At 70.9% G+C, this 23,096-nt stretch carries 27 protein-coding genes and 1 pseudogene; 11 read left to right on the forward strand and 17 right to left on the reverse strand.

The features are described 5' to 3' along the window. Nucleotides 1-63 precede the first annotated feature (63 nt). The 12 genes from Pflav_RS48585 to Pflav_RS07135 form a co-directional block, all read right to left on the reverse strand. On the reverse strand, nt 64-351 hold the full coding sequence (locus tag Pflav_RS48585) for a V-type ATP synthase subunit D (protein WP_415624377.1): 288 nt from the start codon (nt 349-351) through the stop codon (nt 64-66). Further along, nucleotides 258-665, reverse strand: a complete 408-nt coding sequence (locus tag Pflav_RS45020; protein WP_232071043.1) for a V-type ATP synthase subunit D — start codon at nt 663-665, stop codon at nt 258-260. Before Pflav_RS45020 ends, Pflav_RS48585 begins: the two co-directional genes overlap by 94 nt. Then, a complete protein-coding gene (locus tag Pflav_RS43385; RefSeq protein ID WP_332107861.1) occupies nt 658-3,423 on the reverse strand; it encodes a V-type ATP synthase subunit A in 2,766 nt (921 codons plus the stop codon). The genes Pflav_RS45020 and Pflav_RS43385 overlap by 8 nt, the downstream gene beginning before the upstream one ends. Beyond that, complete coding sequence (locus Pflav_RS43390) at nt 3,396-3,752, reverse strand: hypothetical protein (protein WP_197938140.1); 357 nt, start codon at nt 3,750-3,752, stop codon at nt 3,396-3,398. Before Pflav_RS43390 ends, Pflav_RS43385 begins: the two co-directional genes overlap by 28 nt. Beyond that, a complete protein-coding gene (locus Pflav_RS07100) occupies nt 3,749-4,300 on the reverse strand; it encodes a hypothetical protein (RefSeq protein WP_173034666.1) in 552 nt (183 codons plus the stop codon). Before Pflav_RS07100 ends, Pflav_RS43390 begins: the two co-directional genes overlap by 4 nt. Further along, nucleotides 4,297-4,527: a V-type ATP synthase subunit F gene (locus tag Pflav_RS07105; protein ID WP_197938142.1), complete on the reverse strand. Its 231-nt coding sequence runs from the start codon at nt 4,525-4,527 to the stop codon at nt 4,297-4,299. The genes Pflav_RS07100 and Pflav_RS07105 overlap by 4 nt, the downstream gene beginning before the upstream one ends. Then, on the reverse strand, nt 4,524-4,859 hold the full coding sequence (locus Pflav_RS07110) for an ATP synthase subunit C (protein WP_197938145.1): 336 nt from the start codon (nt 4,857-4,859) through the stop codon (nt 4,524-4,526). The genes Pflav_RS07105 and Pflav_RS07110 overlap by 4 nt, the downstream gene beginning before the upstream one ends. Further along, nucleotides 4,838-6,028, reverse strand: coding sequence for a V-type ATPase 116kDa subunit family protein (locus tag Pflav_RS07115; RefSeq protein WP_197938147.1), 1,191 nt, complete (start codon nt 6,026-6,028; stop codon nt 4,838-4,840). Before Pflav_RS07115 ends, Pflav_RS07110 begins: the two co-directional genes overlap by 22 nt. Before the next feature lie 222 nt (nt 6,029-6,250). Further along, nucleotides 6,251-7,171, reverse strand: a complete 921-nt coding sequence (locus Pflav_RS07120) for a V-type ATPase subunit (RefSeq protein WP_173034668.1) — start codon at nt 7,169-7,171, stop codon at nt 6,251-6,253. Further along, nucleotides 7,168-7,602: a hypothetical protein gene (locus Pflav_RS07125; protein WP_173034670.1), complete on the reverse strand. Its 435-nt coding sequence runs from the start codon at nt 7,600-7,602 to the stop codon at nt 7,168-7,170. Before Pflav_RS07125 ends, Pflav_RS07120 begins: the two co-directional genes overlap by 4 nt. Before the next feature lie 119 nt (nt 7,603-7,721). Next, nucleotides 7,722-7,922, reverse strand: a complete 201-nt coding sequence (locus Pflav_RS07130) for a hypothetical protein (protein ID WP_173034672.1) — start codon at nt 7,920-7,922, stop codon at nt 7,722-7,724. 343 nt (nt 7,923-8,265) lie between these two features. Beyond that, nucleotides 8,266-10,152, reverse strand: coding sequence for a carbohydrate-binding protein (locus Pflav_RS07135; RefSeq protein WP_232071044.1), 1,887 nt, complete (start codon nt 10,150-10,152; stop codon nt 8,266-8,268). A gap of 149 nt (nt 10,153-10,301) precedes the next feature. Here Pflav_RS07135 and Pflav_RS07140 point away from each other — a divergent pair, with 149 nt between their 5' ends. From Pflav_RS07140 to Pflav_RS07155, 4 genes and pseudogenes are all read left to right on the forward strand, one after another. Continuing rightward, complete coding sequence (locus Pflav_RS07140) at nt 10,302-11,321, forward strand: LacI family DNA-binding transcriptional regulator (protein ID WP_232071045.1); 1,020 nt, start codon at nt 10,302-10,304, stop codon at nt 11,319-11,321. A 234-nt stretch (nt 11,322-11,555) separates the two neighbouring features. Beyond that, nucleotides 11,556-12,218, forward strand: coding sequence for a hypothetical protein (locus tag Pflav_RS07145; RefSeq protein WP_173034676.1), 663 nt, complete (start codon nt 11,556-11,558; stop codon nt 12,216-12,218). 285 nt (nt 12,219-12,503) lie between these two features. Then, nucleotides 12,504-13,001 (forward strand): DinB family protein, encoded by a 498-nt coding sequence (locus Pflav_RS07150; protein WP_173034678.1) that lies wholly within the window; start codon nt 12,504-12,506, stop codon nt 12,999-13,001. Continuing rightward, a pseudogene (locus Pflav_RS07155) lies at nt 13,000-13,242 on the forward strand (choice-of-anchor M domain-containing protein); the annotation flags it as partial. The gene Pflav_RS07150 and the pseudogene Pflav_RS07155, both read left to right, overlap by 2 nt. A 134-nt stretch (nt 13,243-13,376) precedes the next feature. Here Pflav_RS07155 and Pflav_RS07160 read toward each other — a convergent pair. After that, nucleotides 13,377-14,183: a universal stress protein gene (locus tag Pflav_RS07160; protein ID WP_173034682.1), complete on the reverse strand. Its 807-nt coding sequence runs from the start codon at nt 14,181-14,183 to the stop codon at nt 13,377-13,379. Between the two features lie 549 nt (nt 14,184-14,732). Between Pflav_RS07160 and Pflav_RS07165 the strand changes: the two genes are divergently transcribed. Next, a complete protein-coding gene (locus Pflav_RS07165; RefSeq protein ID WP_173034684.1) occupies nt 14,733-15,581 on the forward strand; it encodes a DUF6585 family protein in 849 nt (282 codons plus the stop codon). A gap of 165 nt (nt 15,582-15,746) precedes the next feature. Here Pflav_RS07165 and Pflav_RS47195 read toward each other — a convergent pair whose 3' ends face one another. Beyond that, complete coding sequence (locus tag Pflav_RS47195) at nt 15,747-15,875, reverse strand: hypothetical protein (RefSeq protein WP_269474465.1); 129 nt, start codon at nt 15,873-15,875, stop codon at nt 15,747-15,749. Nucleotides 15,876-16,135: 260 nt separating this feature from the next. Here Pflav_RS47195 and Pflav_RS07170 point away from each other — a divergent pair, with 260 nt between their 5' ends. Beyond that, nucleotides 16,136-16,543, forward strand: a complete 408-nt coding sequence (locus Pflav_RS07170) for a hypothetical protein (protein WP_173032623.1) — start codon at nt 16,136-16,138, stop codon at nt 16,541-16,543. 56 nt (nt 16,544-16,599) lie between these two features. Further along, nucleotides 16,600-17,136, forward strand: coding sequence for a dihydrofolate reductase family protein (locus Pflav_RS07175; RefSeq protein WP_173034686.1), 537 nt, complete (start codon nt 16,600-16,602; stop codon nt 17,134-17,136). A gap of 208 nt (nt 17,137-17,344) precedes the next feature. Here the strand turns inward: Pflav_RS07175 and Pflav_RS07180 are convergent, their stop codons facing one another. From Pflav_RS07180 to Pflav_RS07190, 3 genes are read right to left on the reverse strand one after another with little or no spacing between them, the layout of a single operon-like run. Further along, the gene (locus tag Pflav_RS07180) at nt 17,345-17,875 is read right to left on the reverse strand and encodes a sensor histidine kinase (RefSeq protein ID WP_173034688.1); all 531 of its coding nucleotides are present in this window, start codon (nt 17,873-17,875) and stop codon (nt 17,345-17,347) included. Continuing rightward, nucleotides 17,851-18,633, reverse strand: a complete 783-nt coding sequence (locus Pflav_RS07185) for a HAMP domain-containing protein (protein WP_173034690.1) — start codon at nt 18,631-18,633, stop codon at nt 17,851-17,853. The genes Pflav_RS07180 and Pflav_RS07185 overlap by 25 nt, the downstream gene beginning before the upstream one ends. After that, nucleotides 18,630-19,274, reverse strand: a complete 645-nt coding sequence (locus Pflav_RS07190; RefSeq protein WP_173034692.1) for a response regulator transcription factor — start codon at nt 19,272-19,274, stop codon at nt 18,630-18,632. The genes Pflav_RS07185 and Pflav_RS07190 overlap by 4 nt, the downstream gene beginning before the upstream one ends. A 96-nt stretch (nt 19,275-19,370) precedes the next feature. Between Pflav_RS07190 and Pflav_RS07195 the strand changes: the two genes are divergently transcribed. From Pflav_RS07195 to Pflav_RS07210, 4 genes are read left to right on the forward strand one after another with little or no spacing between them, the layout of a single operon-like run. Then, nucleotides 19,371-19,883 carry a hypothetical protein gene (locus tag Pflav_RS07195; protein ID WP_173034694.1) on the forward strand — a complete coding sequence of 171 codons (513 nt, stop codon included), beginning with the start codon at nt 19,371-19,373 and terminating at the stop codon, nt 19,881-19,883. Further along, entirely contained in the window at nt 19,883-20,932 is a 1,050-nt protein-coding gene (locus tag Pflav_RS07200) for a peptidoglycan-binding protein (RefSeq protein ID WP_173034696.1), read from the forward strand. Before Pflav_RS07195 ends, Pflav_RS07200 begins: the two co-directional genes overlap by 1 nt. Beyond that, a complete protein-coding gene (locus Pflav_RS07205; RefSeq protein WP_173034698.1) occupies nt 20,929-21,582 on the forward strand; it encodes an ABC transporter ATP-binding protein in 654 nt (217 codons plus the stop codon). Before Pflav_RS07200 ends, Pflav_RS07205 begins: the two co-directional genes overlap by 4 nt. Nucleotides 21,583-21,614: 32 nt before the next feature. Further along, entirely contained in the window at nt 21,615-22,826 is a 1,212-nt protein-coding gene (locus tag Pflav_RS07210) for an ABC transporter permease (protein WP_180201310.1), read from the forward strand. Nucleotides 22,827-23,096: the final 270 nt, after the last annotated feature.

A 23,096-nucleotide genomic window follows, 5' to 3' on the forward strand; every position in this document is an offset into this window, starting at 1 on the left:
CGAGCGCGCCGGGCAGAACGGGGTAGGAAGAGCCGGTCTTTCGGACAGCTTCTCCGCGAGGAGTCAGTCGCGTGTCGGGTGGGCCCAGCGTATCCGTATCGCCTCGGCGCGTTCGGCCTCCTCGAGGCGTTGGGTCTGGTCGCGGAGTGCCTCGTCCAGGCGAGGGATCCACCGCTGTGTGAGGGCGCGGCGCCGGCGCTGGGTGGCGGTCACCTCCGCGCTGATCGCGCGGTAGGCGGCTGCTGCTGCCGCGTGCGTTATCGCGGCTTCGAGGGCCTCGCGGTATGCGGCGGCCGCCTCGACGGTCGCGGTCGTGCCGGGCCCGGGGGATTTGTGGTGGCGGCATGGCAGGTGGCTGTTGCCGGGTAGCTCAGGCCCATGATCGTTTGCCAGGTGATGCCCACGTCCGTGGGTGGGCGGGCGGCTAACCGCAGTTGGCGTCGCCCGCCCAGCAGGGCGGTGCGCAGGCCCCAGGTGTCGGCGGCGCGCCAGGCGGCCTGCCAGGCGGTGCCGGTTTCCCGCGCCCGCCTACGCAGCCGGTCCTGCTCGCGGTACAGGATCCGCAGCTTGCGGTCGAGTAGATCGGCGGCGTGCCGGGCGGCCTCGAGGCGGTGCAGCAGCCACAGGCGGCCGGCCCGGCCGGGTGGGGTCCTCAGCTCAGGCATGGTCGCTGCGGGGGAGCCGGGTGTCCAGCAGTTCGGTGGGCAGCATGGTGAGTTCGCGGCGTGGTAGCGCGGCGAGTACCTGCCAGGCGCGGTCCAGCGTGTCGGGGAGCGCGCGCTGCTCGTCCGGCCGTTGTGTGGCGAAGTCCCGGGTGAAGGTGGTGGTAAAGGCCAGATACGTGCGGTCGGTGTCGTTGAGCGCGTCGGTGCCGATCAGTTCGGTCAGCTCCTGTACCGTCCGCGCGCGGGCGAGTGAGGCGAGCATCTGCCCGGCCACGGCCAGGTGGTCGTCCCGTGTCCGGCCCGGCCCGGCGCCGTGCCGCATCAGTCGCGACAGCGAGGAGAGCGGGTCGACGGGCGGGTAGCCACCGGTCGCCTGCGCCTGGGCGGAAAGCACGACCTGGCCCTCGGTGATGTAGCCGGTGAGGTCGGGGACGGGGTGGGTGATGTCGCCGGCCGGCATGGTCAGGACCGGCACGATGGTCAGCGAGCCGGGCCGTCCACGGATCCGGCCGCAGCGCTCGTACAGTGATGCCAGGTCGCTGTAGAGGTAGCCGGGGTAGGCACGCCGGGCGGGGATCTCGCCGCGGGCCGACGAGACCTCCCGCACCGCTTCGCAGTAGCTGGTCATGTCGACGGCGACGACGAGGACGTGCCGGCCGAGGGTGAACGCCAGGTGTTCGGCGACGGTGAGGGCGATCCGGGGGGTGAGGATGCGCTCGACGACCGGGTCGTCCGCGGTGTTCAGCACCATCAGCAGGTCACCGGTTCTCGCGCGGTCCTCGAGCGCTGCGCGCATGGTCGCCGCGTCGGCGTGGGGCAGTCCCATCCCGGCTACCACGACGCTGAAGGGTTCGCCGCCGGCGGATGACTGTGCGGCGATCTGGGTGGCGAGCTCCAGGTGGGGTAGGCCGGCTACAGAGAAGATCGGTAGCTTCTGCCCGCGTACGAGGGTGGTGAGGCCGTCGATCGCCGAGACTCCGGTGAGGACCGGCTCGGCGGGCGGCTCGCGTAGCGTCGGGTTGAGTGGATTTCCCGCGACCGGCGCGTCGTGTGGCGCCAGTACGGGGGGCCCGTCGTCGATCGGTTCGCCGCGGCCGTTGCAGACCCGGCCGAGCCAGCCGTCGCCGACCGGGATCCGGAACGGCGATCCGTTGAAGGCGACGTGGGTGCCAAGCCGGTCCATCCCGTCCGTGCCTTCGAGTACCTCCACGATGGCGATGTCGTGGTCGACGTCCAGGACCACGCCGTGGCGCGGCGGCCCGGCGTCCAGCCGGATCCGCACGAACTCGTCCCATCCCACACCTGTCACGCCTCGGACGACCAGCAGCGGTCCGCGGATCGCGTCGATCGTGGAGTATTCGACCGGAGGCATCGGGGTCATGGCCCTCCCAGCGCGGCGAGTGCGGCGTCGCGGCGTCGCCGGACAGCGTCCGCGTCGGCAGGGCCGGTCTCCTCGCGTGCCCGGATCACGGGGAGAAGTCAGGTTCTCCACGTCGCCGGGTGGCCGGCCGGCCGCGACGAGCTCCCCGGACCGGTCCACCACGTCGAATACCAGGTCGGCCAGGGCCGCTGACTTGGTCGGTGCGCAGAACGCGTCGTTCGGCGACAGCGCGTTCTGTTGTAGGAACGCTTCGCGCAGTAGTCGCCCGCCGAGGAGGGCGACACGTTCGGGGCCGGGCAGCGCGGCGGCGCCGACGAGGTCGGCCAGGGCGGCCAGCCGATCCGCCTCGGCCAGCATCGTCACCATCCGGCTGGCGCGGGCCGCCCATCCGGGGTCGCCGTTGCCGGCGTACCAGGAGCCGACGGTCCCGCTGTCGCGGGAGTAGGAGCCAGACCAGGAGACCGCCGGGTAGTGCCGGGCGTTGGCGAGGTCCCGGTCGAGTGTCCACAATGTACGGACGAAGCGTTGGGTGTGGGCGGTCACCGGCTCGGTCAGGTCGCCGCCGGGTGGGGAGACCGCCCCGACGATGGTCACCGAGCCTTCGCGGCCGCCCGGGCCGGCGACCCGCCCGGCCCGCTCGTAAAAGGCGGCCAGGGCGGAGGCTAGTCCGGCTGGGTAGCCTTCCTCGGCCGGCAGTGCACCGATGCGGGAGGCGAACTCGCGCAGCGCCTCCGCCCAGCGTGACGTGGAGTCGGCGATGACAACCGTGTCGTACCCCATGTCCCGGTAGTATTCGGCGACCGTGACGCCCGTGTAGATGCTCGCCTCGCGCGCCATGATCGGCATGTTCGAGGTGTTGGCGACCGTCACGGTGCGGTCGGCCAGCCGACCGCCGGTGCGCGGGTCGGTCAGTTGGGCCAGTTCGGCGAGCACGTCAGCCAGTTCGTTGCCGCGTTCACCGCAGCCGACGTAGACGATGACGTCGGCGTCGCACCACTTCGCGATCTGCTGCAACAGCACGGTCTTGCCGGTGCCGAAGCCGCCGGGCACCGAGGCGGCGCCGCCTTTGAGGATCGGAAACACGGCGTCTAGCACCCGCTGGCCAGTCACCAACGGCGCTGTACTAGGTAGCCGGTGCGGATACGGCCGCGGCTTGCGCACCGGCCACCAGGAGGTGAGCGCTACCTGCGTGCCGTCGATGGTGGCGACCGGTTCGTCGTCCTGGTACCGGCCGGCGGGGCGCAATGCGTCGAGGCGACCCTGCACGCCGGGCGGCACCAGGACCCGGTGCTCGACCGGTCCGGCGTCGCTGACCGTCCCCAGTTGATCGCCGGGTCCGACTCGGGTACCTACTGCCGTGCCGGGGTGAAGGTCCAGGCCCGCGGGTCAGCGGGACGGGCCGCGCCGGGGGAGAGCCAGGTGTCCGCGCCGGCGAGTGGGCGCAGCAGCCCGTCATAGACGCCGCCGGTCAGGCCGGGGCCGAGGCGGGCCGCGAGCGGGCGGCTGAGGCGCTGTACCGGTTCGCCCGGGCGCAGGCCGCCGGTGTACTCGTAGGCTTGCGCGGTGGCGCGGCCGCCGGAGAGCGCGGTCACCTCGGCCGGCAGCCCGGCCTCGCCGAGTTGGAGCAACTCGGCCATGGCCAGCCCGGCCAGTCCCTCGATCTCCACGAGAGGGCCGTTGACCCGCCGCACCACCCCGGCATTCACGGCTCCTCCTCGCGCGGCGTCCGCCGGTCGGCCGCCTCCTGCGGCCCGGTCTTCGCCTGCCGGCCGGCCACGGCCTCGACAGCACGGTCGGCGAACCCGGTCAGGGACATGTCGATCCGGCGGCCGGCGGCGGCTCCGGCAATACCACCGTCCGGGGTGTCCGTGATCTGAGCGTCCGCCCCGAGCGTCGCCCGGACAGCCGCCACCATCCGTTGGCGTACCGGAGCGAACCCCGGCTCGGCACCCATCCGGGTGACCGCGCGTCGTGCCGCGTCCCGCAGCCGCTCGTACACCTCCCGCCGCGCGCCCAGCACCAGCGTTCGCGCCTGCTGACGAGCCTGGCGGCCCGCGTCCGCGACCGCCGCCGCGGCCTGCGCCTCGCCCTCGGCCCGGCCCCGCTCGCGGATCTGGTCAGCCTCCAGGGTCGCCGCCGCCACCGCATCCCGGGCGTCCACTTCGGAACGTTCGCGGATCTGGTCGGCCTCCGCGTGAGCCCGCACCAGCAGCGCCGCCCGCACCGGCGCGAGCGCGGAGTCGAGGTGGTTCATGTCATCACCACCACGAATGGGGTCTGGGCCGGGGCCGGGTAGTTCTCCTCGAGGGCGTCCGCGGCCGTCGCGGTCAGGATCACCACCGCCGCGTCGGTGGGAAGGCGCTGCCAGGCCGCCCGCGCCTGCGCCGCGTCCCGGGCTGGCAGCACGACGGCACCGGCCAGCCCGAAGCCCGCCACAAGCTCCTCCTCGCCGATGACCGCGACCGTGCCCACCGCGGTCACGCCCGACCGATGAGAATGATCGCGACGATCAGGCCATAGATCGCGATGCCTTCGGCGAGGCCGACGATGACCATCGCCCGGCCAAACAACTCTGGCCGCTCGCTGATCGCGGCGAGGGCCGCCGCACCTGTCTGCGCGACCGCGATGGCAGCCCCGATCGAGGAGCCAGCGACCGCGATGGCCGCGGCGAGCAGCGCGATCCCACCTGACCCGCCAGCCTTGGCGGCAGCCAGTGGCCCGGCGGCGACGGGCGCACCGATCAGCAGTACGGTCAGGGCGGTGGCGAGCGCCGCCAGCGCGCAGAGCGCGGCTATCGCGCGCTTACGGGACATGCTGCCTCCTCAGGAATATCAGCCGACGAGGTCGGCACCCGCCACGGCCGGAACGGGCGCCCTTCCAGGCGGAATACCCGCGAGAACAGTTCGTAGTAGGCCAGTCGCAGCGCCTGTACCCCGGCCACCAGCGCCTCCAGCCCGAAGTTGAACGCATTGCCGACCAGGAAGACGACGACGGCGACGGCCAGCAGGACGCCGCCGCGGTCCCACAGCGCCAGGGTCGCCTCCCAGACGATCCAACCCAGGACAGCGTGGGTCAGCCCGAACGCGGCGAGCCGGGCGAATGACGCGATGTTCGCGCCGAGCCGCACCGCCAGGTCGAACAACTCGATGGCGGCCTGGGCCGTGCCGGCCGCGCCGCCGCCGCTGCCGGCCCTCAGGCCCACGAACGCCAGGACCGCGCCGAGAAGCGCCAGCGCGCCCGCGGCCACGCCCAACGCGAGCAGGTGCCAGTACAAGGCGGCCACGACCAGACCGGCGGCGACGAACAGCAGCGCCCCCGCGAAGCCCGCCGGTGCGTACAGGGCCACGGCCCAGCCGCCCTCCCGGAGCCGGTTGGCGATGCCCAGCCCGAACGCGCCCGCCAGTAGCACGCCGCCGAGCCCTACAGCAGCCAGCAACAGTGTCACCGGATCGTCCATCGGCGCCAGCCACAGCACCGGCACCACGCCGGTCGGTCCGAAGAACTCCCCGTACGCCAGACCGAACAGAGTGGCGCAGCCGCCGGCCGCCGCGACGAACAGCCAGTGCGGGCGCAGCGCCCGCAACAGCCGCCCGGAGCGCACCAGCAGGGCCAGCAGTATCAGCAACGCGCCGTGTCCCACGTCGCCGAACATGACGCCGAACATGACGACATACGCGATCCCCGCCGGCAGGCTCGGGTCGACGTCCCGGTACGGCACCGTGGCGTAGGTGTCCACGAGCGGACCGAAAGCCCTGCGCGCCCTACCGGCGGCCGGCGCGGTGGGCGGGTCGACGCCCCGCGGCGGCGGCAGCTGCACGGCGGCGGCGCCGATCTCCGTGAGCCGCGCCGACAGCGCGGGAAGCCCTGCGGTCGGGGTCCAGCCGACAAGCGCGGCGACCCGGCCGCGGACAACCGCCTGCGCGGCGTACCCGGACAGCTCCACCTCACCAGCGAGCAGGTCGGCGCGACCGGCGTGGACCAACGCGTCCAGGTCGGGGCGGCGCCCGACAGTACCGGGGACGGCTGGCCGCGACCCGCTACCCGCTGCACCGCCCGGGCCGCGTCACCGAGCGGCAGATCAGCCAGCGGCGTGACCTGGTCGATCTCCACGGTGCCGACGCCCGCGACACGGACCAGAAGGTCGCGCAACGCGTGCCGGGGCACGACCAAAGCCACCCGGGTCATCGCCATCGGTGCCGCCGGCTCAGGCCACCGCATCGAACGCCTCCCGGGTGCCACCGCGTGCCGCCGCCTCGAGCGCGGCACGGACCAGCCGGGCGTCGGCGGCCAGCAGCGCGGCCGCGCCGACCGCCTGCTCCGGCCCGAAGCCGCCCCGGCCCAGCATGGCCGCCCCTTCCGCAGCGATCCGGCGCCACCAGCGCACCTCCGCCGCCCACAAATCGGCGGGGCGGTCGAGCCCGTCGAGCACCCACCGGACCCGCGAAGGTACGGCGGTGGCGAGCTCCGGCAGCGACCCGGCGCGGGCCGCCGCCGGCCCCAGAAGCCGGACGACCCTCGCGGTCGCATCGGCCGCCAGCCGGCCACCGCTGGCCGGTCCCTCCCGGGCCACCAGCAGCGCCGCCGCGGCCCTGGCCCACCCCGCGGCGGCCGGCGCCCGGCTGGCCACCCGTTCGGCCCAGGCCAGCCGCATCCCGACCTGGATGTCGCAAGGGTCGGCTCCGCCCGGATCGTGCCACGGCGACACCTTCAGCGCTGCCCGCAGCTGCGACGGCGAGGTGGCGGCGGCCAACTGCGGCCACGCGGTCGCCAGGTGGCCGAGCCGAAACGGCGGATCAGCAGGTTCGCCGGCGAGCGCCCGCAGGTGCTCGTCGACGTTCGCGATCTCGAACCAGCCCGCGAGCGCGCGCAGCGCCTCGGCACCCTCGCGGGGAAGCCAGCCAGCCAGTACCCGCAGGTTCCACAGCAGGGCCTCCGCCACAGCCCGCTCTACTGCGGCCACATCGTGGTCCGTGTGCATCCGGTCGCCGTACTGGGAGGCGGCCAGCGAACGTACCGCCTCGGCAGCGGAAGGCGACGCGGCGAGCGTGTGGACGCGCTCGGTGTCTAGCCGCCGGCGTGCCAGGGCCTGCGCCCGTACACTGCCGGCCACCCAGCGGGCACTCATGCGGATTCACCCTCGCCCAGAGAGGCCAGATCGGCGTGGACCGCGGCCAAGACGGCGGCGACCTGGCCCTGCATCTGCTCGCCACCCAGGTGCTGTTCGTCCCGGGCCGTGGACTGGCCAGCGGCCTCGATGCGGTCGAGGTCGGCCGTCCCCGCAGCCCACCCGCGGGCTGCGGCGCGGGCCCGTTCGGCGGGCGCGTCGGCGCGAGCCGTGGACAGGACGGCGCGGACCCGTGCGGCCGAGTCGGCGCCGCGCTGTTCGGCCTCGGATGCTGCCGTGTCCCGCAACTCGTCGCACTCCCGTTCCGTCCTTGCCAGCGCAGCGAATATGGGCTCAAGCTCAGCCGCGACTGCCTCGCGCCGGTGGGCGGTCGCCGCCCCCGGACCGCCAGCAGGACGGAAGCGTTCGAGCAGATCGCGGACCCCCGGCACCGGTAGCGCTCCTCCCAGTCGTGCGGACCCCAAACCGTGCGTTCGCGGGGCGGTACGAGGCAAGGCTGGCCAAGACGGGACGGCGGAAACCGCCAGATTTGCAGTCGCGCGCTCGACGGCTACGCCGCCGGGCCGTCGTCTTCCTCCGGCTGCGGCTTCCGCTCCCGCTCGGTTCGGTGGTCGATGCTGTGCGTGCTGTAGAGCACGGTGCCGACGAAATGGGCCATCGCCTCCGTCGGCCGTTTCCGCAACCGGCCGGCATCAGCGGCCACGTCGTGCCGTGCCTCACGGTCGGTGTCGTAACGCTCTTTCTCGTCCACGCGCACCCTCCTCGGTACTCATGGGCCGGAACCGGGACGACGCCGCCCACGGCCAGGAATGCCTAGACCGACTACCCCTCGGGCCGCACGCTACGGGCCGCCGGAGGCTGAGCCACGCCATGCCACGGATCAGGGCGTTTGGCCTGCCCGGCCTACGCCAGAGAGTGCGAACCGAGGGTGAGCGGAGCCCGAAACACCGGGGCCTGCGCTAGCCCATTCCTCGACCGGGACCGGTTCAGCCTGCGCGGCTATCACAGTTGGGCGGTTCACAGGTCAGTCCCACGGCGGTGGTGTAGGCGGCATGGCCGCCGCCCCTTTGCGGCGGCCACGCCCGAACGGGGGCTCAGATGAGTTCGATGTAGTCAAGCTCGGCATACCCGGTGCCGCCGCCGAAGAACGGTGCGCCCTTGGCCAGCCGGATGACGTTGTAGCCGGCACGCAGGTTGACGCCTGTGCTGACCGTCGCGCCAAACTGGCCCCACGCGCCCGTCGGTGGGTAGCTCACCGTGGACCAGCCGCCGCCGTTGTACGCCACGCCGTGCGTCGCGGTGGCGCCGGTCGCGTTGGCGTACCCGATGCGCATCGTGTAGGCGCGTGCGGTCGGCACGTTCACGATGAAGTCGACGTAGCTGGCGGTGCGCGGATCGCCGGTGTTGTCGATTTGGCCGACGTATGCGCCGGCCGAGGCGCTGGAGCTGCCGAAGCGGTTGGCCCGGAAGATGGCCGCGTTCTCCGCCTCGTATCGCTGCTGGTAGCTGGGCACACCGCTGGTCGGCTGGATGACGATGTGGTAGCCGCTGGTCGCGCTCATATTGGGCACGGTGACGGTCATCTCGCCGTTGGTCACGGCCGCGGTCGTGTTGCTGATCGTCGTGGGCGTGGCCACCTGGGTGAACCGTCCGGAGGCTGGCGTCGACTCGACCAGCACCCGCACCTGATTGCCCAATGAGGACAGTCCGGTGACCCGCACGAAGTTGGTGCCGGACTCGCCGCCGAAAACGACGCTGACGATGCGGCGGGTGGGGTCGTGCGAGGCGAAACCGTCCATCCCGGTCTGGGCGCGCGGCGTGGTGGTCACCATGTTGCCGGCCATGTCGCCGTACCACTTGTACAGCCACCAGCTCCCGGTCGGCTGGTTGTTGACGGTAAGCCCGTTCACGGTGCCGTACTCGTACCAGAAGGCGCGCTCGGCGTTGTCCACGCCGCCGCGTTCGAACTTGGCGATGTAGCTGGCCACAGGTCCCGGCTGGTCGATCTCGGTGGGCGTGGCGTACTCGTTGATGGAGATTCGCCGCGGACTGATGCCGAGCGACGCCTCCAGCGCGCGGTAGTTGGCGATGTGGGCGGCGATGTTTGCCGAGGTTTGCAGCTCGTGCCAGCAGATGATGTCCGGCAGCGCGTTGTTGTTGCGCGCGTTTGTGAGGAACGAGCGCATCCACGACTCGTTGTACGATGCGGTGCTCGGGCCGACGATGGGCGTGAGCGCGTCGCGGGCGCGGACCCGCTGGTAGGTGCGGACCCACCCGGCGCTGAAGTCGCCCGCGGCGGAGGTGTTCCAGGTGTAGTCGGGCTCGTTCCACAGCTCCCAGCCGGCGATGTTGCTGGTGCTGGTGGCGGCCAGCCGGTCGTTCACCTGGGTGTCCACCTTGGACAGCCAGTCGTTCCAGCTGACCCACTGGTACGGGAAGTTGGGGTAGATGTCCGGCATGCGGATGTACTCGCCGGCGCCGACCCGGCCGGCCTGTGGCGCGACGAGCAGCGCATCGCCGCCCGGCGGCTGGCCGTTGGGACGCTGGCCGACCCGAGGCGCTGGCTGAGTGAGGGTGTTCAGCTTGAGCGGGAGCAGCATGTTGTCGGCAGGGCGGTTGTTCTCGGCCAGGGCGTAGAGGCCGCCGGCACCGACGTGGCTGACCGGGCGGAACGGGCTGGCGGCGTTGACGGTGAGGGTGGAGTTGGCGGCGCTGGCCGGACCTTCGGTCAGGCCGACGCAGGCGAGGCTGGCCGTGACGGCCACGGCCAGCGCCGCCGCGGGTACGCGGGACGATCGCACGAGGGTGCCTCCTCGGGACGGGCCCAGCGCGGCCGGGGCAGCGCCGCGCTGAACGGGGCGCCCGTGATCCTGTCGATCATGGGCGTGTTGGGAGCGCAGCACGACGCCGGGGAACCTTTCCGACGCGTACGTGACACCGTCGAAGAGCGGGGCGGCAGTGGTCGCTCTCGGCAGCCGCATGGACGTCTCTCCTCGCCGGTGTGAACGCTAACAGGGGTTGCGGAAAAATTTTCCGGCACCGCGATATGGTTTCGCGTAGGTTACGAGGCATCTAGACGTTCGTCAATGCCCGCTTGAGGCAAAGGTTTTCCGCCACTATGGTTGGGCGCGTGGCAGGCAAGCGACCCCGGGTGGGCATCGTCGACGTGGCCCAGCGAGCCGGCGTCTCGGTCGGCACGGTCTCGAAAGTCCTCAATGGCCGGGGCCAGCTACGCACCGAGACCCGCGACCGGGTGCGCACCGCCGCGCAGGAGCTCGGCTTCGTGCCCAGCGCGGTCGCGGCCAGCCTGCACAGCGGCCGCACATACACGGTGGGACTGATCATGACCGACCACCATGGACGGTTCAGCTTGCCGATCCTGCACGGCGCTGAGGACGCGCTGGGCTGGGACGAAACTCTCGCGTTCGTCTGCGACACTCGCGACGACCCAATTCGCGAGCAGCACTACGTGCGCAGCCTGGCCCGCCGCCGGGTCGATGGCATCATCGTGGCCGGCCGCCGCACCGAGCCGCGGCCGCCGCTGTCCGGCGCGCCGCCGGTGCCGGTCGTGTATGCGTTCGCCCGCTCGGCTGATCCCGCCGACCGCAGCGTGGTCGTCGACGAGGAGGGCGGCGCCGCCCTCGCCGTCCAGCACCTGCTGCGCACCGGCCGCCGGCGGATCGCCCACGTCACGGGCCCGAACGGCCACGCCTCGGTGCGCGCGCGGGTCGACGGCACGGCGCGGGCGCTGCGGGAGGCCGGGCTGGAGATGGTCGGCGAGCCCTGGTACGGCGGGTGGAGCGAGGTGTGGGGCCGCTTCGCCGCAGCCATTCTCGTGCGCGAGCATCCCGACGTCGACGCGGTCTTCTGTGGTAGCGACGCGATCGGCCGCGGCGTCGCCGACGGTCTGCGCGACAGCGGGCGACGGGTGCCGGAGGACATCGCACTGGTCGGCGTCGACAACTGGCTGCCCACTGCGGAGGGCTGCCGGCCGCCGCTGACCAGCGTCGACCTCAACCTCCAGCAGGTCGGGCGGACGGCGGGCGCGTTGCTGCTGGAGGCCATCCAGTGCGGCGCCACCGAGCCCGGAATCCAAACGGTGCCGTGCCGCCTGGTGGTACGCGCCTCGTCCGGCCCAGCGGGTCATTGAGCGCGGCTACAGCTCGCCCGTGACTGTGCCTGGCGCGAACGATGAGCTACGAGTCGGCAACGTCGGCGAAGGCTGCGTCGGGGTTGCGGACGCATGCGGGCACGGACGGGCAGCTATCACAAGGGGTTACGTGAGCCAGCTAACGTAACGAGCGGTGGAGGAGGCACCCGTTAGCGCGGTCCCGGCGCGGGGGATTTCGCCCGGCGATGTCCTCCTGGTTGCGACAATGGGTGGATGCGCGCCCGGTGGTTATCGCACTGGATCCACGCGAGGGATCGCCGCTGGCCGGCCGCCCTCGTGATTGTCGTTCTGATCATCCTGCAATGGCTGACGCCGGACAGGCTGAACTTCGAGCCACCGTGGCTGTTGCCGGGCCTCGAACTACTGCTGTTGGCCATCCTGGTTGCGCTGCACCGCTACGAGGTCAGGCGCAAGGCGCAGCTGGTACGGACGCTGTTTACGGCCGTTTTCGCGATGGCGAGCCTCGCGATGGTGTGGTCAGTCGGTCGCCTGATCACGCTGCTGGTGATCGCGGGCGACCCCGATAGCCCGAAGACCGTTATACTCACCGGGGGAGTCATATGGGTAAATGCCATTGGCATCTTCGGGCTCTGGTACTGGCAGATGGACGGGGGCGGCCCCGCCGCACGGGCTGAGGGCCGCCGGCCGTACCCAGATTTCCTCTTTCCACAAACGGCGGTTCAGGGTGCCGCACCCACTGGGTGGAGGCCGAATCTCATCGACTACCTCTACCTGTCATTCACGAACTCCACCGCGTACAGCCCGACCCACACGCTGCCGATCAGCGCATTGGCGAAGCTGAGCATGGCGCTGCAAGGCGCCCTGTCGCTGCTCATCATCGTGGTCGTGGTCGCGCGGGCAATTGGCATCAAGTAGCGCGCCCGCCGGGCACAGAGACACCCGTCCCGCGTCTTCACACTCGCGAGCCAGTCCGCGCCCAGGAGACGAGTCCATCGCCACCGAGCGTGCGCACGGCCGTGGTAGCAGTCCAGGAACTCGTCAGCGAAGGACCGCGCAGGCGCGAGTAGGCGGACCCGGCCCTTTCCGCGATCTGCCGCGATCCGCTCGTCACCGAAGTGACGGCGGGCGCCGCACGCCGGCGTCCGGTCACGCGGATGGAGCGTACGTTGTTCCCGACCAGGCTCGTGAGATGCTGCGGAGATGCCCTCTCTGCCAAGGACGTCGGCCGAAGATGTCATCGATCAGCCTGGTCGGGTTCAGTTTGAGGTGTTCCTCGACGAGCACCGTGATGCGCTCAATCGATGCTTGGATGGGCTGACGGAGGAGCAGGTACGTCGATCCCTGGTGCCCTCGCGGACCACGTTGCTGGGGCTGGTGAAGCACGCGACATTCGTAGAGAAGGTTTGGTTCGACGAAGGCATCACGCGCCGGTCACGCACCGAGATCGGCATCCCCGCGACTCCAAGCGAGTCGTTCGACCTCGATGACGAGGACACCATCGCCGCCGTCCAGTTAGCGCACCGTGAAGCATGCGAGGCATCACGTCGCGCGGCTGCACCTTTGGAGCTGGACGACATTGTGCACGGCAACCGGCGCGGTCCGCTCCCGCTGCGTTGGGTGTACCTCCACATGCTGCGCGAACTCGCCCAGCACTGCGGGCACGCAGACATCCTGCGCGAGCAACTCCTGAATGAGTAGCGCGCCGGCCGGCTTCAGCATCTACACCGCCGCCGGCGGTACACCCACCGTCCTGTTCGACAGCGGCGACGGGCTACCGGACACATTGGCACGTCGCCCGGCTCGCCCACGCGCACGCCACTTCGGCTTCGACGCCGCCGGCACCTACACCGTCAGGTTCAGCGTGACCGGCACGCTCGTCGGCGGCGGCACCAGCAGCTCCGGCTCCAAGCAGTTCACCTTCCAGGTACTCAGCAGCTGACACACCCTCCCCAAAAGCGGGTCCCCGCCGCCCTCCCAACCGCGGCGGGGACCCCCGCGTCCGCATGACAACCGCCTGGCCGGGTGCAACGGTTGCCGGTCCAGATAGTCGCGGCCGCTACCCGGCTGGTGGGGTCAGGTGGGCTGTTCGCGGACGACGGCGACGGGGCAGTGGGCGTGGTGGAGCAGTTGTTGGCTGACCGAGCCGAGCAGCGTTCCGCGTAGTTGGCCCATCCCTCGGGTGCCGACCACGACGAGTTGGGCATCGTGGCTCGCTTCGGCCATCACCCGGCCGGCAGGGCCGTCGACGATGTCGATGGCGGCCGAGACCTGCGGGTACTTGTCCCGCAGCGGTGCGACCGCGCCCTGTATCTCGGGTGGCTGCCCGTTGGGTGCGGGCTGCGGCCGGGCCGACAGGACGCGCAGGCTGACCTTGCGCGTGGCGGCCTCGGCGAAGGCGAAGTCCGCGGCGAGCAGGGAGCACGCCGAGCCGTCCACGCCGACCACGACCGGTGTGTCACCGGCGGCGGCGGTCTGGCGCACGACGACGACCGGGCTGTGCGCGTGCGCGCTGACGTTGATGCTGGTCGATCCGAGGAGCAGTCCGGTGAAGCCGCCGTGCCCGCGACTGCCCAACACCATCAGCCGGGCCTGCTCGGACCGGTCCACCAGCACCGCGGTGGCGGGGCCGGAGGCAACCGTACCCGCGACCGTCACCTGCGGGTGTGACGTGCGGGCTCGCCCGACCCGGGCCGAGACAATCCGCTCGGCGCCGTCATCCGGCCGGGGCGCGGGGATGGGCCCAACCGGCCCCAACCACTCGAACACGTACACCAGAAGGACCGGCGCGCCGGTACGCCAACCCTCGTCCAACGCCCAACCCAAGGCCGCCTCGGCGCCCTCCGACGCGTCGTAACCAACGACGATGGGACGTGATGTCATCATCTGCTCCAAAGGGCGATCAGGGAACGTAAGGCGGCTCTTCGGTTACGCCCTCGCTGGCGCCGTGGTCAGGCCAAACGCCGCGGCCACTGAGACGCGGACGCGGGTCGAGTTCGCGGCGGCTGCGGCCGCCCTCGTTGTCAAGGTAGCCGCGTGGAACGCCGACCGATGCCACAACATCGAACTCCCTGAGGTGCACCCCACAATCAGGGTGACCAACACGAGGTACTGGCCTTCAAGCACGCGGTGCGGGGACACGGCGAGGTGGCCCAGCTCTCACAGTGCCGCAGGCGCCCAGCCAGGTCGCTGACCAGGGATTGCGCGGTGCCGGAGACCGGCCAGCGAAGCGGGGCAGCTACTGCTGGCCGCAGCAGCCGCAACTGCGTAACGGGGCGCCCCCACGATCGAGGGTGCCCGGTGGCGTTCAGACAAGGGCTCAGTCGGGCCAATGATCGGACACTCCAGCGCGGCGGCGGAGATCGGCGATCATGTTGGCGGACAGGTTGCTGCGGGCTGCGAGAATCGCATAGCCGTCGATGGGGAGGCGCTATGGAAAAAACGGAACACTCGTCGGACCTTCCACCCGACGAGGCGCGACTGGCCGCCGAGCGTGGCCTGGGCGACCTGGTTCACAGCTACCGCTACGTTGGAGACGCCTCTAGTGTGATGCTGCCGTCGGCCGGGCCTGTGCTACTCGGGTTGGGGGCCGCGTTCACCGCGTCGGGCGCCTGGTGGGGTGTTGTGCTGCTCGTCGCTGGGGTGCCGTTGACCTACCTGCTAGTGCGCCGGCTCACTGGGTACTTCCGCCAGCGGGGCCGCCGGGTTCACCAGTTCACCGGCGGTCTGGTGATCATCGAGCCTAGCGGCCTGCCGGAGGCGGTCGCCTGGGACGACGTCGAGAGCTTCTCGCACGGTGCGATGCAGATCCACCAGGAGAGCCCGTTCGGGACCAGCTCCGCCCACGTCGGTACCTGGAACTTCTACGCCCTGCGGTGCCGGGATGGCCGGCTGTTCGCGATCTCCAACGAGTTCAAGGACACCGGACCCATCGCCGCCGCCCTCGACCACCAGGTGCCGCCGCTACAGGCGGCCCGAGCCGAGGCGAAAATCGCGGCCGGTGAGGAGGTCGACTTCGGCGCCATCAGAGTCGGCCCACACGACATTTCCGTGTACCGGGACGCCACCCCACCCGCCAATGTGATCGTCCCGCCTACCTCCCCGTTGCCGGACCAACGAGTGCCGTGGACGAACATCGACCGGTTCGAATTCAGTAACAACAGACTCCGGATCTTCGCACGCGGCGACGCTCGCGCACCCATGATCATCCTCAACCCTAAAACGATCTGGAACTTCCCGGCGCTCACGCTGCTCCTCCAGCGGATGCGGCCACCGACGTAGCGCCCACCATCAACACGCCTCCGGCTAGCACCAAGTTAAGTCGTACGACCTGCCGGAGGTCTGCGTCTCGTTCGGGCTGGCCCGCGGCGACGGTGATGAGGCCCATCTCAGCAAGCGGGCTAACCCTCGATCGTGGGGGCGCCCCGTTGTCATGCGCGACCATCGCTAGGCCGCCCGCCCGCCCGGTCGCCGGGTTGGCCGCTTGACCGCGCGGTGCAGCAACGCGCCCAACGTGTCGCGTTGCTCGTCGGACAGCGGCGGCCACTGCTCGACGTTGGCGGTCACGTGGACCATCAACGCTGCCTACAGGCGGGCGACGGCGCTTGGGTTCGGGTTCTGGCTTGTGGCCATGTTCCTCCACGGTGGACTGTCGCGGACCGTTAGCGGGATGGTTCCCGGCGCACGCCGGTAGTGGATGCGCCAGCCGGTAACGGCACGGACCGGTACGGGCCGAGATTTGGGGCCGGAAAAGGTTGGCACACTCGTGCCGTCGCGGCCGGTGTTGCCGCTAACCCGTAGCACCGCCGGCCCGGGCGCTACGGGGGTTAGCGGACGTGTTAGCCCTGCAGGTCATCGGCGCTACGGGTATCCGGGAGCGCTACGGGTGGCGCCACCGTGGTAGCGGCAACAAGGACCCGACCGCCGGCCGGATCGACATCCTCAGCGCAGGGCAGTCACTGGTCGCGATCATCGGTGTGGTCTATGCCATCAAGGAGATCGCTGCCGCGTCCGCGCTCCCGGCCGACCTGGCCGAGTTCGGCCGGCGTCCGGTGTCGATTCCAGCGGTGTCCGCGCGTCGACCAGGTAGGAGCTCCGTTCGAGGAGCCGACTTAGATCGGAGCATGTCGATGAGAAAGGCCGGCCAGGGCTGGTACGAGATCGTCCTCAACCCAGAGCCTGGTGATTTGCACAGCAAACGCAGGTTCGGATCTCGTACCCGACGTCCTGCATCGCAGCGATGAGTTTCGGCGGCTTGATCAATGACTAGTAGCATCGAGACCAATCGGAGGCGCAAGAAATGCGAAAGATCGTCATGTACGAGTTGTTGTCCCTCGACGGGGTTGCCGAGGACCCAGGTAAATTCGTCACCGGCTGGGACGACAGGATGGACGCAAACCTGGCAGCTGTGATCGCGACACAGGACGCGGTCATCCTCGGCCGCCGCAGCTACGACGAGTGGGCGGAGGACTGGTCGACCAGCACGCACGAGCCGTTCGCGACATTCATCAACGGGGTCACAAAATATGTCGCGACATCGACACCCCTTGACCGAGATTGGGCCAATACGACGGTGCTCGACGGCGGGCTGGTCGAATTCGTTCGGGATCTCAAGCAGCAGCGCGGAGGCGATATCGGCGTCCACGCAAGTATCTCGGTCGCGCAGGCGCTGCTCGCCGCCGACGTTGTCGACGAACTCAGGCTCGTGATAGCGCCGAATATCGCCGGAAGCGGACGACGACTCCTCGACGGCTTGCCATCGATTCAGCTCGAATCGATCCGGGGCGAGAGGTCGCCGAGCGGCTCCATGCTCGTCGACTATCGCGTTATTCGGTAGAGCTTGAAAACGACGCTTTGAGGTCGGTAGGCGTCCTGTCGTGACATGAGGAGGGGCCTTCGGCACGAGCACTGGTGACGAAACCTTTGCTCCTCGCCCGAAGGCCCAACCCGTCTTGTCCGCCGCTACGACCACCTCGACCAGCACTTTCCGGGCTTCGTCGCGATTGCCTGTGCCTTGATCTGCCACAACCGGCTCAGCAGGCCCGTCAGTCAGGTTTGGGCATGGTCACCGTGACGGTGAGGCCGCCGCCGGGTCGGGGCTCAGCGGTGACGGTGCCGTGGTGGGCAGAGGTGATCGACGCGACGATCGCGAGGCCGAGCCCGAAGCCGTCGCTGCCGGTGCGACCGTGCAGACGTTCGAACGGCTGGAAGAGGCGCGAGGCGGCGTCGTCGGCGACGACCGGCCCGGTGTTGGCGACGATCAGTGTGGCCTTCCTGTCCACGGTGGACGTCGTGAGCCACACCTCGCCGCCGGCGACGTTGTACCGCGAGGCGTTGTCGACGAGGTTCGCGACCAGCCGTTCCAGGAGCAGCGGATCCCCGAGCGTCGTGCCCGGCTCCAGCGAGGCGTGCAGGCGCAGGGTGCCGCGTTCGGTGGCGTCCAGGACGTCCTCGGCGACCGTGGCCAGGTCGACCTCGTTCCGGACGGTGAGGCCCCGCTCGGTGCTGGCCAGCGTGAGCAGCGCGTTGATCAGCCGTTCGGCGTCGTCGATCACCGTCCGGACGTCCTGTGCCATGCCCGCAGTTCTCCAGGTGTCGGTGATGGCTTAGCGAGGACGACGTCGATGGTGGTCCGCATGAAGGTCAGCGGGGTGCGCAACTCGTGCCCGGCGTTGGCGATGAACCGCCGTTGGCTCTCGAACGCGGCCTGTAGGCGGCTGAGCATGGTGTCGAACGTGTTGGCGAGGACGTGCAGTTCGTCACGCGGCCCGTGCAGCGCGACCCGGGCGGACAGGTCGTGCTCGGAGGCGGCCAGGGCGGCGGCGGTGATCTTGTGGACCGGTCGGAGGACCCGTCCCGCGACGACCCAACCGGCGAGCACGGCCAGCAGGGTCGACGCGGCGAGCGTGATCAGGGAGTACCGCAGCAGATGCGCCAGGGTCGTCTCGCGCTGGTACCTGGCGCCTTCCTGGGCCGCCTCCTTGCACTCCATGGGGCAGGGGCTCCGGCTGGGCAGCTCCTGCCCGCAGGCCTCCTGTGCGCGCAGGTAGGCAGGGTCGGCCGTCATCTCGGCCTTGGTGACGTGCTCCAGCCGTCCGCCGACCGTCATGCTGCCGTCCAGGTCGGGATCGGACATGTCGATGCCGTGGGCACGCATGCACGCTGCGTACGCCCGGAACTGTTTCATCTGCTCCGCCGGGACGGTCGGGCTTCCCACCGGCAGGCTGGCCACCAACGCGTAGGTGATCACGACGATGATCGCGCCGCAGGCGACGAAGAGCCCGGCGTAGAGCAGGGTCAGCCGGACCCGGATTGTCAGTCGTGGTGTGGTCACATCCGGTACCCGCGGCCGATGACGGTATCGATCAGCGGCGGGTCGCCGAGCTTGCGTCGCAGGCGGGCCATCGTGACCGACACGACGTTGCTGAACGGGTCGGCATTGGCGTCCCAGACGTGCTCGAGGAGCTCCTCAGCGCTGACGACGCGTCCGTCCGCGGCCACGAGCATCTCCAGCATCGCGAACTCCTTGCGGGTCAGCGACAACGTGTGGGTGCCGCGGCTGGCGCGGTGGCGGGCCCGGTCGACGGTGAGGTCGCTGCGGCGCACGACCGACGGGCCGGACGGCCCCCTGCGGCCTAGCGCGCGAACGCGGGCGACCAGTTCGAGGAAGTCGAACGGCTTGCCGAGGTAGTCGTCCGCGCCGAGCTCGAGGCCGTCGACCCGATCCGCGACGTCCGCGGCCGCGGTCAGCATCAAAATCCGCGCCTCGCGGCCGGCCAGGTCGCGGCAGACCTGGTCGCCGTGCACCACCGGGAGATCCCGGTCGAGGATGATCACGTCGTAGGCGATGACCGCCGCTTCGGCCAACGCCGTAGACCCGTCGTTGACGACATCAACGGCGAGCCCGGCGTCGCGCAGCCCTTCGGCGATCCGGTCGGCCAGCGCGACGTGGTCTTCCGCCACCAAAACCCGCACGGCGCCATTGTGCCCGGCCGGACATGACAGCAGTCCCACAAGCGTTGTTGCGCTGATGTCATCGGCCCGGGCGTAGACCAACCTCTCATGAGACGAATGTCTGCGGTCCCGGTGCTGATCTGCGTGCTGGCGCTCGCCGCCGCGTGCAGCCCGACGACCGATCCCGGCGTCCCCACGGCGAACAGCAGCGGCAGTGCCGCGCAGAGCGCCGGCTCCGGCGGCCTGACCGCCTACGCCAAGTGCATCCGGGACCATGGCGTGAACGTCCCGGAGCCCGCCCAGGGCGTCGACGCCAGGGCGTGGATCCGGCAGCAGGCCGACGCGAACCCGGCGTTCGACGCCGCCGCGATGGCGTGCGTGCACCTGGCGCCCGCCGACTCCGGCGAACACGCCCAGCAGGTCAGCGCCCAGGAGCTGGAGCAGCTGCGCGCGTACGCCGTGTGCATGCGCGCCCATCAGATCGACGTTTCCGACCCCACCCCGCAGGGCAGCATGACGGTCGGCGGCCGGCTGAAGGACGCCTCCAAGGCGCAGCTGGAGGCAGACCCCGCCTATCGGGCCGCGCACGAGGCGTGCAAAGACAAGCTGCCCACGCAAGGGGCCAAGTAGTGCGGCGGTCCGTGCGCGCCACGCTGATGATCGGTGGCCCGCTGGTGGCGGCCTCGGCGGTGGCCGCCGCCGCGATCGGGTTCGGCGACGGCTCGCCGCCGACGACGGGGGTCGCCCCACCGGCACCGGCGACCGCGACGGTCACCAGGGCGACGCTCACGCAGACGCAGCAGGTGAGCGGGACACTCGACTACGGCAGGCCTGTCACGGTCAACGGACGCGGTGCCGGTGTGATCACCTGGCTGCCGGAGCCCGGCACAGTGATCAGCCGCGGGCAGGCGGCGTACAAGGCCGACAACCGACCGGTGATCCTGTTCTACGGTGGGCTGCCGCTGTACCGGCGACTGCACACCGGTGACAACGGCGACGACGTTCGGCAGGTCGAGACCAACCTCGCCGCACTCGGGTACACCGGGATGACCGTCGACGACACCTACACGGCGGCGACCGCGGCCGTGGTGAAGCGCTGGCAGCAGGACAACCGCCTGCCGTCCACCGGAACGTTCGAGCCGACCGATGTCATCCGCGCCCCGGCCGAGCTGCGGGTCACCACGCTCGCCGGCCAGCTCGGCGACCCGGCCAGCGGCCCGATCCTGACGTACACGGGCACCACCCGGACCGTGCGCATCGCCCTCGACGTCGCCCTGCAGGGCCTGGTACGCCAGAACATCGCCGCGACCGTGACGCTCCCCGACGGCAGAGCCGTCAACGGCACCGTCACCCATGTCGGCGCGGTGGCCACCGCCGGGCGGACACCCGCCGATCCGGCGACGATCGCGGTGACGGTGACGCTGGCCGACCAGTCCGCGCTCGGCACTCTCGAACAGTCGCCGGTCGGGGTGCAGCTCGTCTCGGCACGTGTGGAGAACGTGCTGACCGTGCCGGTCGCCGCGCTCGCCGCGCTCGCCGAGGGCGGGTACGGCGTGCAGGTCGTCACCGGCTCCACCAGCCGCTACGTCCCCGTCCAGCTCGGCATGTTCGCCAACGGGCGCGTGCAGATCACCGGCAACGGCATCGTCGAGGGCACCGTCGTGGGGGTTCCGTCATGATCACGCTCGACCTGGTCACCAAGACCTACGCAGGCGGCGTGCAGGCGCTGCGGGACGTGTCGCTGAGCATCCAATCCGGCGAGATGGTCGGCATCCTCGGGCCGTCCGGATCCGGCAAGTCCACGATGCTGCACCTGATCGGGGCCCTGGACCTGCCGACCGCCGGCACCGTGACCATCGCCGGGCAGAACCTGTCGGAGCTGTCGGACCGCCAGCTGTCCGCGCTGCGCGGGCGTACCCTCGGCTTCGTCTTCCAGCAGTTCCACCTCGCCGCAGGCGTGCCGGCCCTGGACAACGTCGCCGACGGACTGCTGTACGCCGGCGTCCCGCTGCGCGAGCGGCGGCGGCGCGCCAACGACGCGCTGACCCGGGTCGGGCTGGGCCACCGCCTGACCCACCGACCGCATCAACTGTCAGGCGGCGAACGGCAGCGGGTCGCAATCGCCCGCGCCGTCGTCGGCGACCCCGCCCTGCTCCTCGCCGACGAACCCACCGGCAACCTCGACTCCGGGTCGGGCGCCGAGGTCATGCAACTGCTGCGGCACCTGCACACGGCCGGCACCACGGTCGTCGTCATCACCCACGACCACGACATCGCGGCCGGCTTGCCCCGCCGCATCGTCCTGCGCGACGGCGAGGTCGTCGCATGAATGCGCCTCCCGTCACCGGACCACCGACCCCCATGCGGCAGCGCGACACCGCCGCCGCCCCGTCGGTGCTCCTGCCCCGCGACCTCGTCCGGCTCGGCGCCGCCGGCCTGCGCACCAGGCCACTACGGGTGTTCCTGTCCGCCATCGGCATCGCCATCGGCATCGCCGCCATGGTCTGCGTCGTCGGCATCGCCGACTCCAGCCGCGAAAGCCTCGACCGGCAGCTCGCGGCGCTCGGAACCAACCTGTTGCGGGTCACCCCCGGGCAGGCACTCAACGGCGCGCAGTCGCACCTGCCAGCCGACGCCGTGACAATGATCGACCGGATCCCTCCGGTCACCTCGGCCACCGCCACCGCGGCGCTGCCGGACGTCCACGCCTACCGCAACGACCGCACGCCTGTGATCGAGACCGGCAACATCACCGTGGTCGCCGCACACACCAACCTGCTCGGCACGGTCGGCGCACAGGTGGCCAGCGGCACCTTCCTCAACGAGGCGACGGCGCAGTACCCGACGGTGGTGCTCGGCGCCAACGCCGCCGGACGGCTCGGCGTCACAACGCCTTCCCCGGAGACCAGGGTGTGGCTGGGCGGCCAATGGTTCACCGTCATCGGGGTGCTGCAACCCGTCGCCCTCGCGCCGGAGCTGAACTTCGCTGCCCTGGTCGGCTGGCCGGCGGCCGTCGCCAACCTGCAGTTCGACGGATACCCCACCACGGTGTACACCCGCACCCGCGACGACGCCGTCGTCGCGGTCCAGAAGATCCTCGCCGCGACGGCCAACCCCGAGCATCCCAACGAGGTCACCGTGTCCCGGCCCTCCGACGCCCTCGCCGCCAGGCAGGCCACCGACACCACGCTCACCGCGCTGCTGCTCGGGCTCGGCGCCGTCGCACTGCTGGTCGGCGGAGTCGGCGTGGCCAACACAATGGTGATCGCCGTGATCGAACGACGCCCAGAAATCGGCCTACGCCGTTCCCTAGGCGCCACCCGCGGGCACATCCGCATCCAGTTCCTGGCCGAAGCGCTGCTCCTCTCCGCACTCGGCGGGCTGGGCGGCGTCCTGCTCGGCATCGCGGTGACCAGCGGATACGCCGCCTACCAGGGATGGCCCACGGTCGTGCCGCTCTGGGCCACCGCCGGCGGCATCGGGGCCACGCTGATCGTCGGCGGCTGCGCCGGCGTGTACCCGGCATGGCGAGCCGCCCGCGTCTCCCCGACCGAGGCGCTCACGGCCCCATGACCGCCTGACGTTCACCCGGACCACCCCGACACGCTGGCCGTCCGCCACAACCTCGCCCACTGGCGGGGGCAGGCCGACAGCGAATCCGCTCAAGAAGGCAGGCGCCCAAGCACATGCAGCACCGATCGACTGTGTCGCCGAGGGGTCCGGTGGCGGAGGGGCGGCGGATCGCCGCCGCCCTCACCGCGTACGAGGCTGGGAGTTCCAACCCGGCCAGCCCCACCGCACCTGTGGCGGTGGGGCTGACCTGCACGTCGAGATCTCTTGGCT

The organism is Phytohabitans flavus (assembly GCF_011764545.1).
In the GTDB taxonomy this organism is placed as follows: Bacteria; Actinomycetota; Actinomycetes; order Mycobacteriales; family Micromonosporaceae; genus Phytohabitans; species Phytohabitans flavus.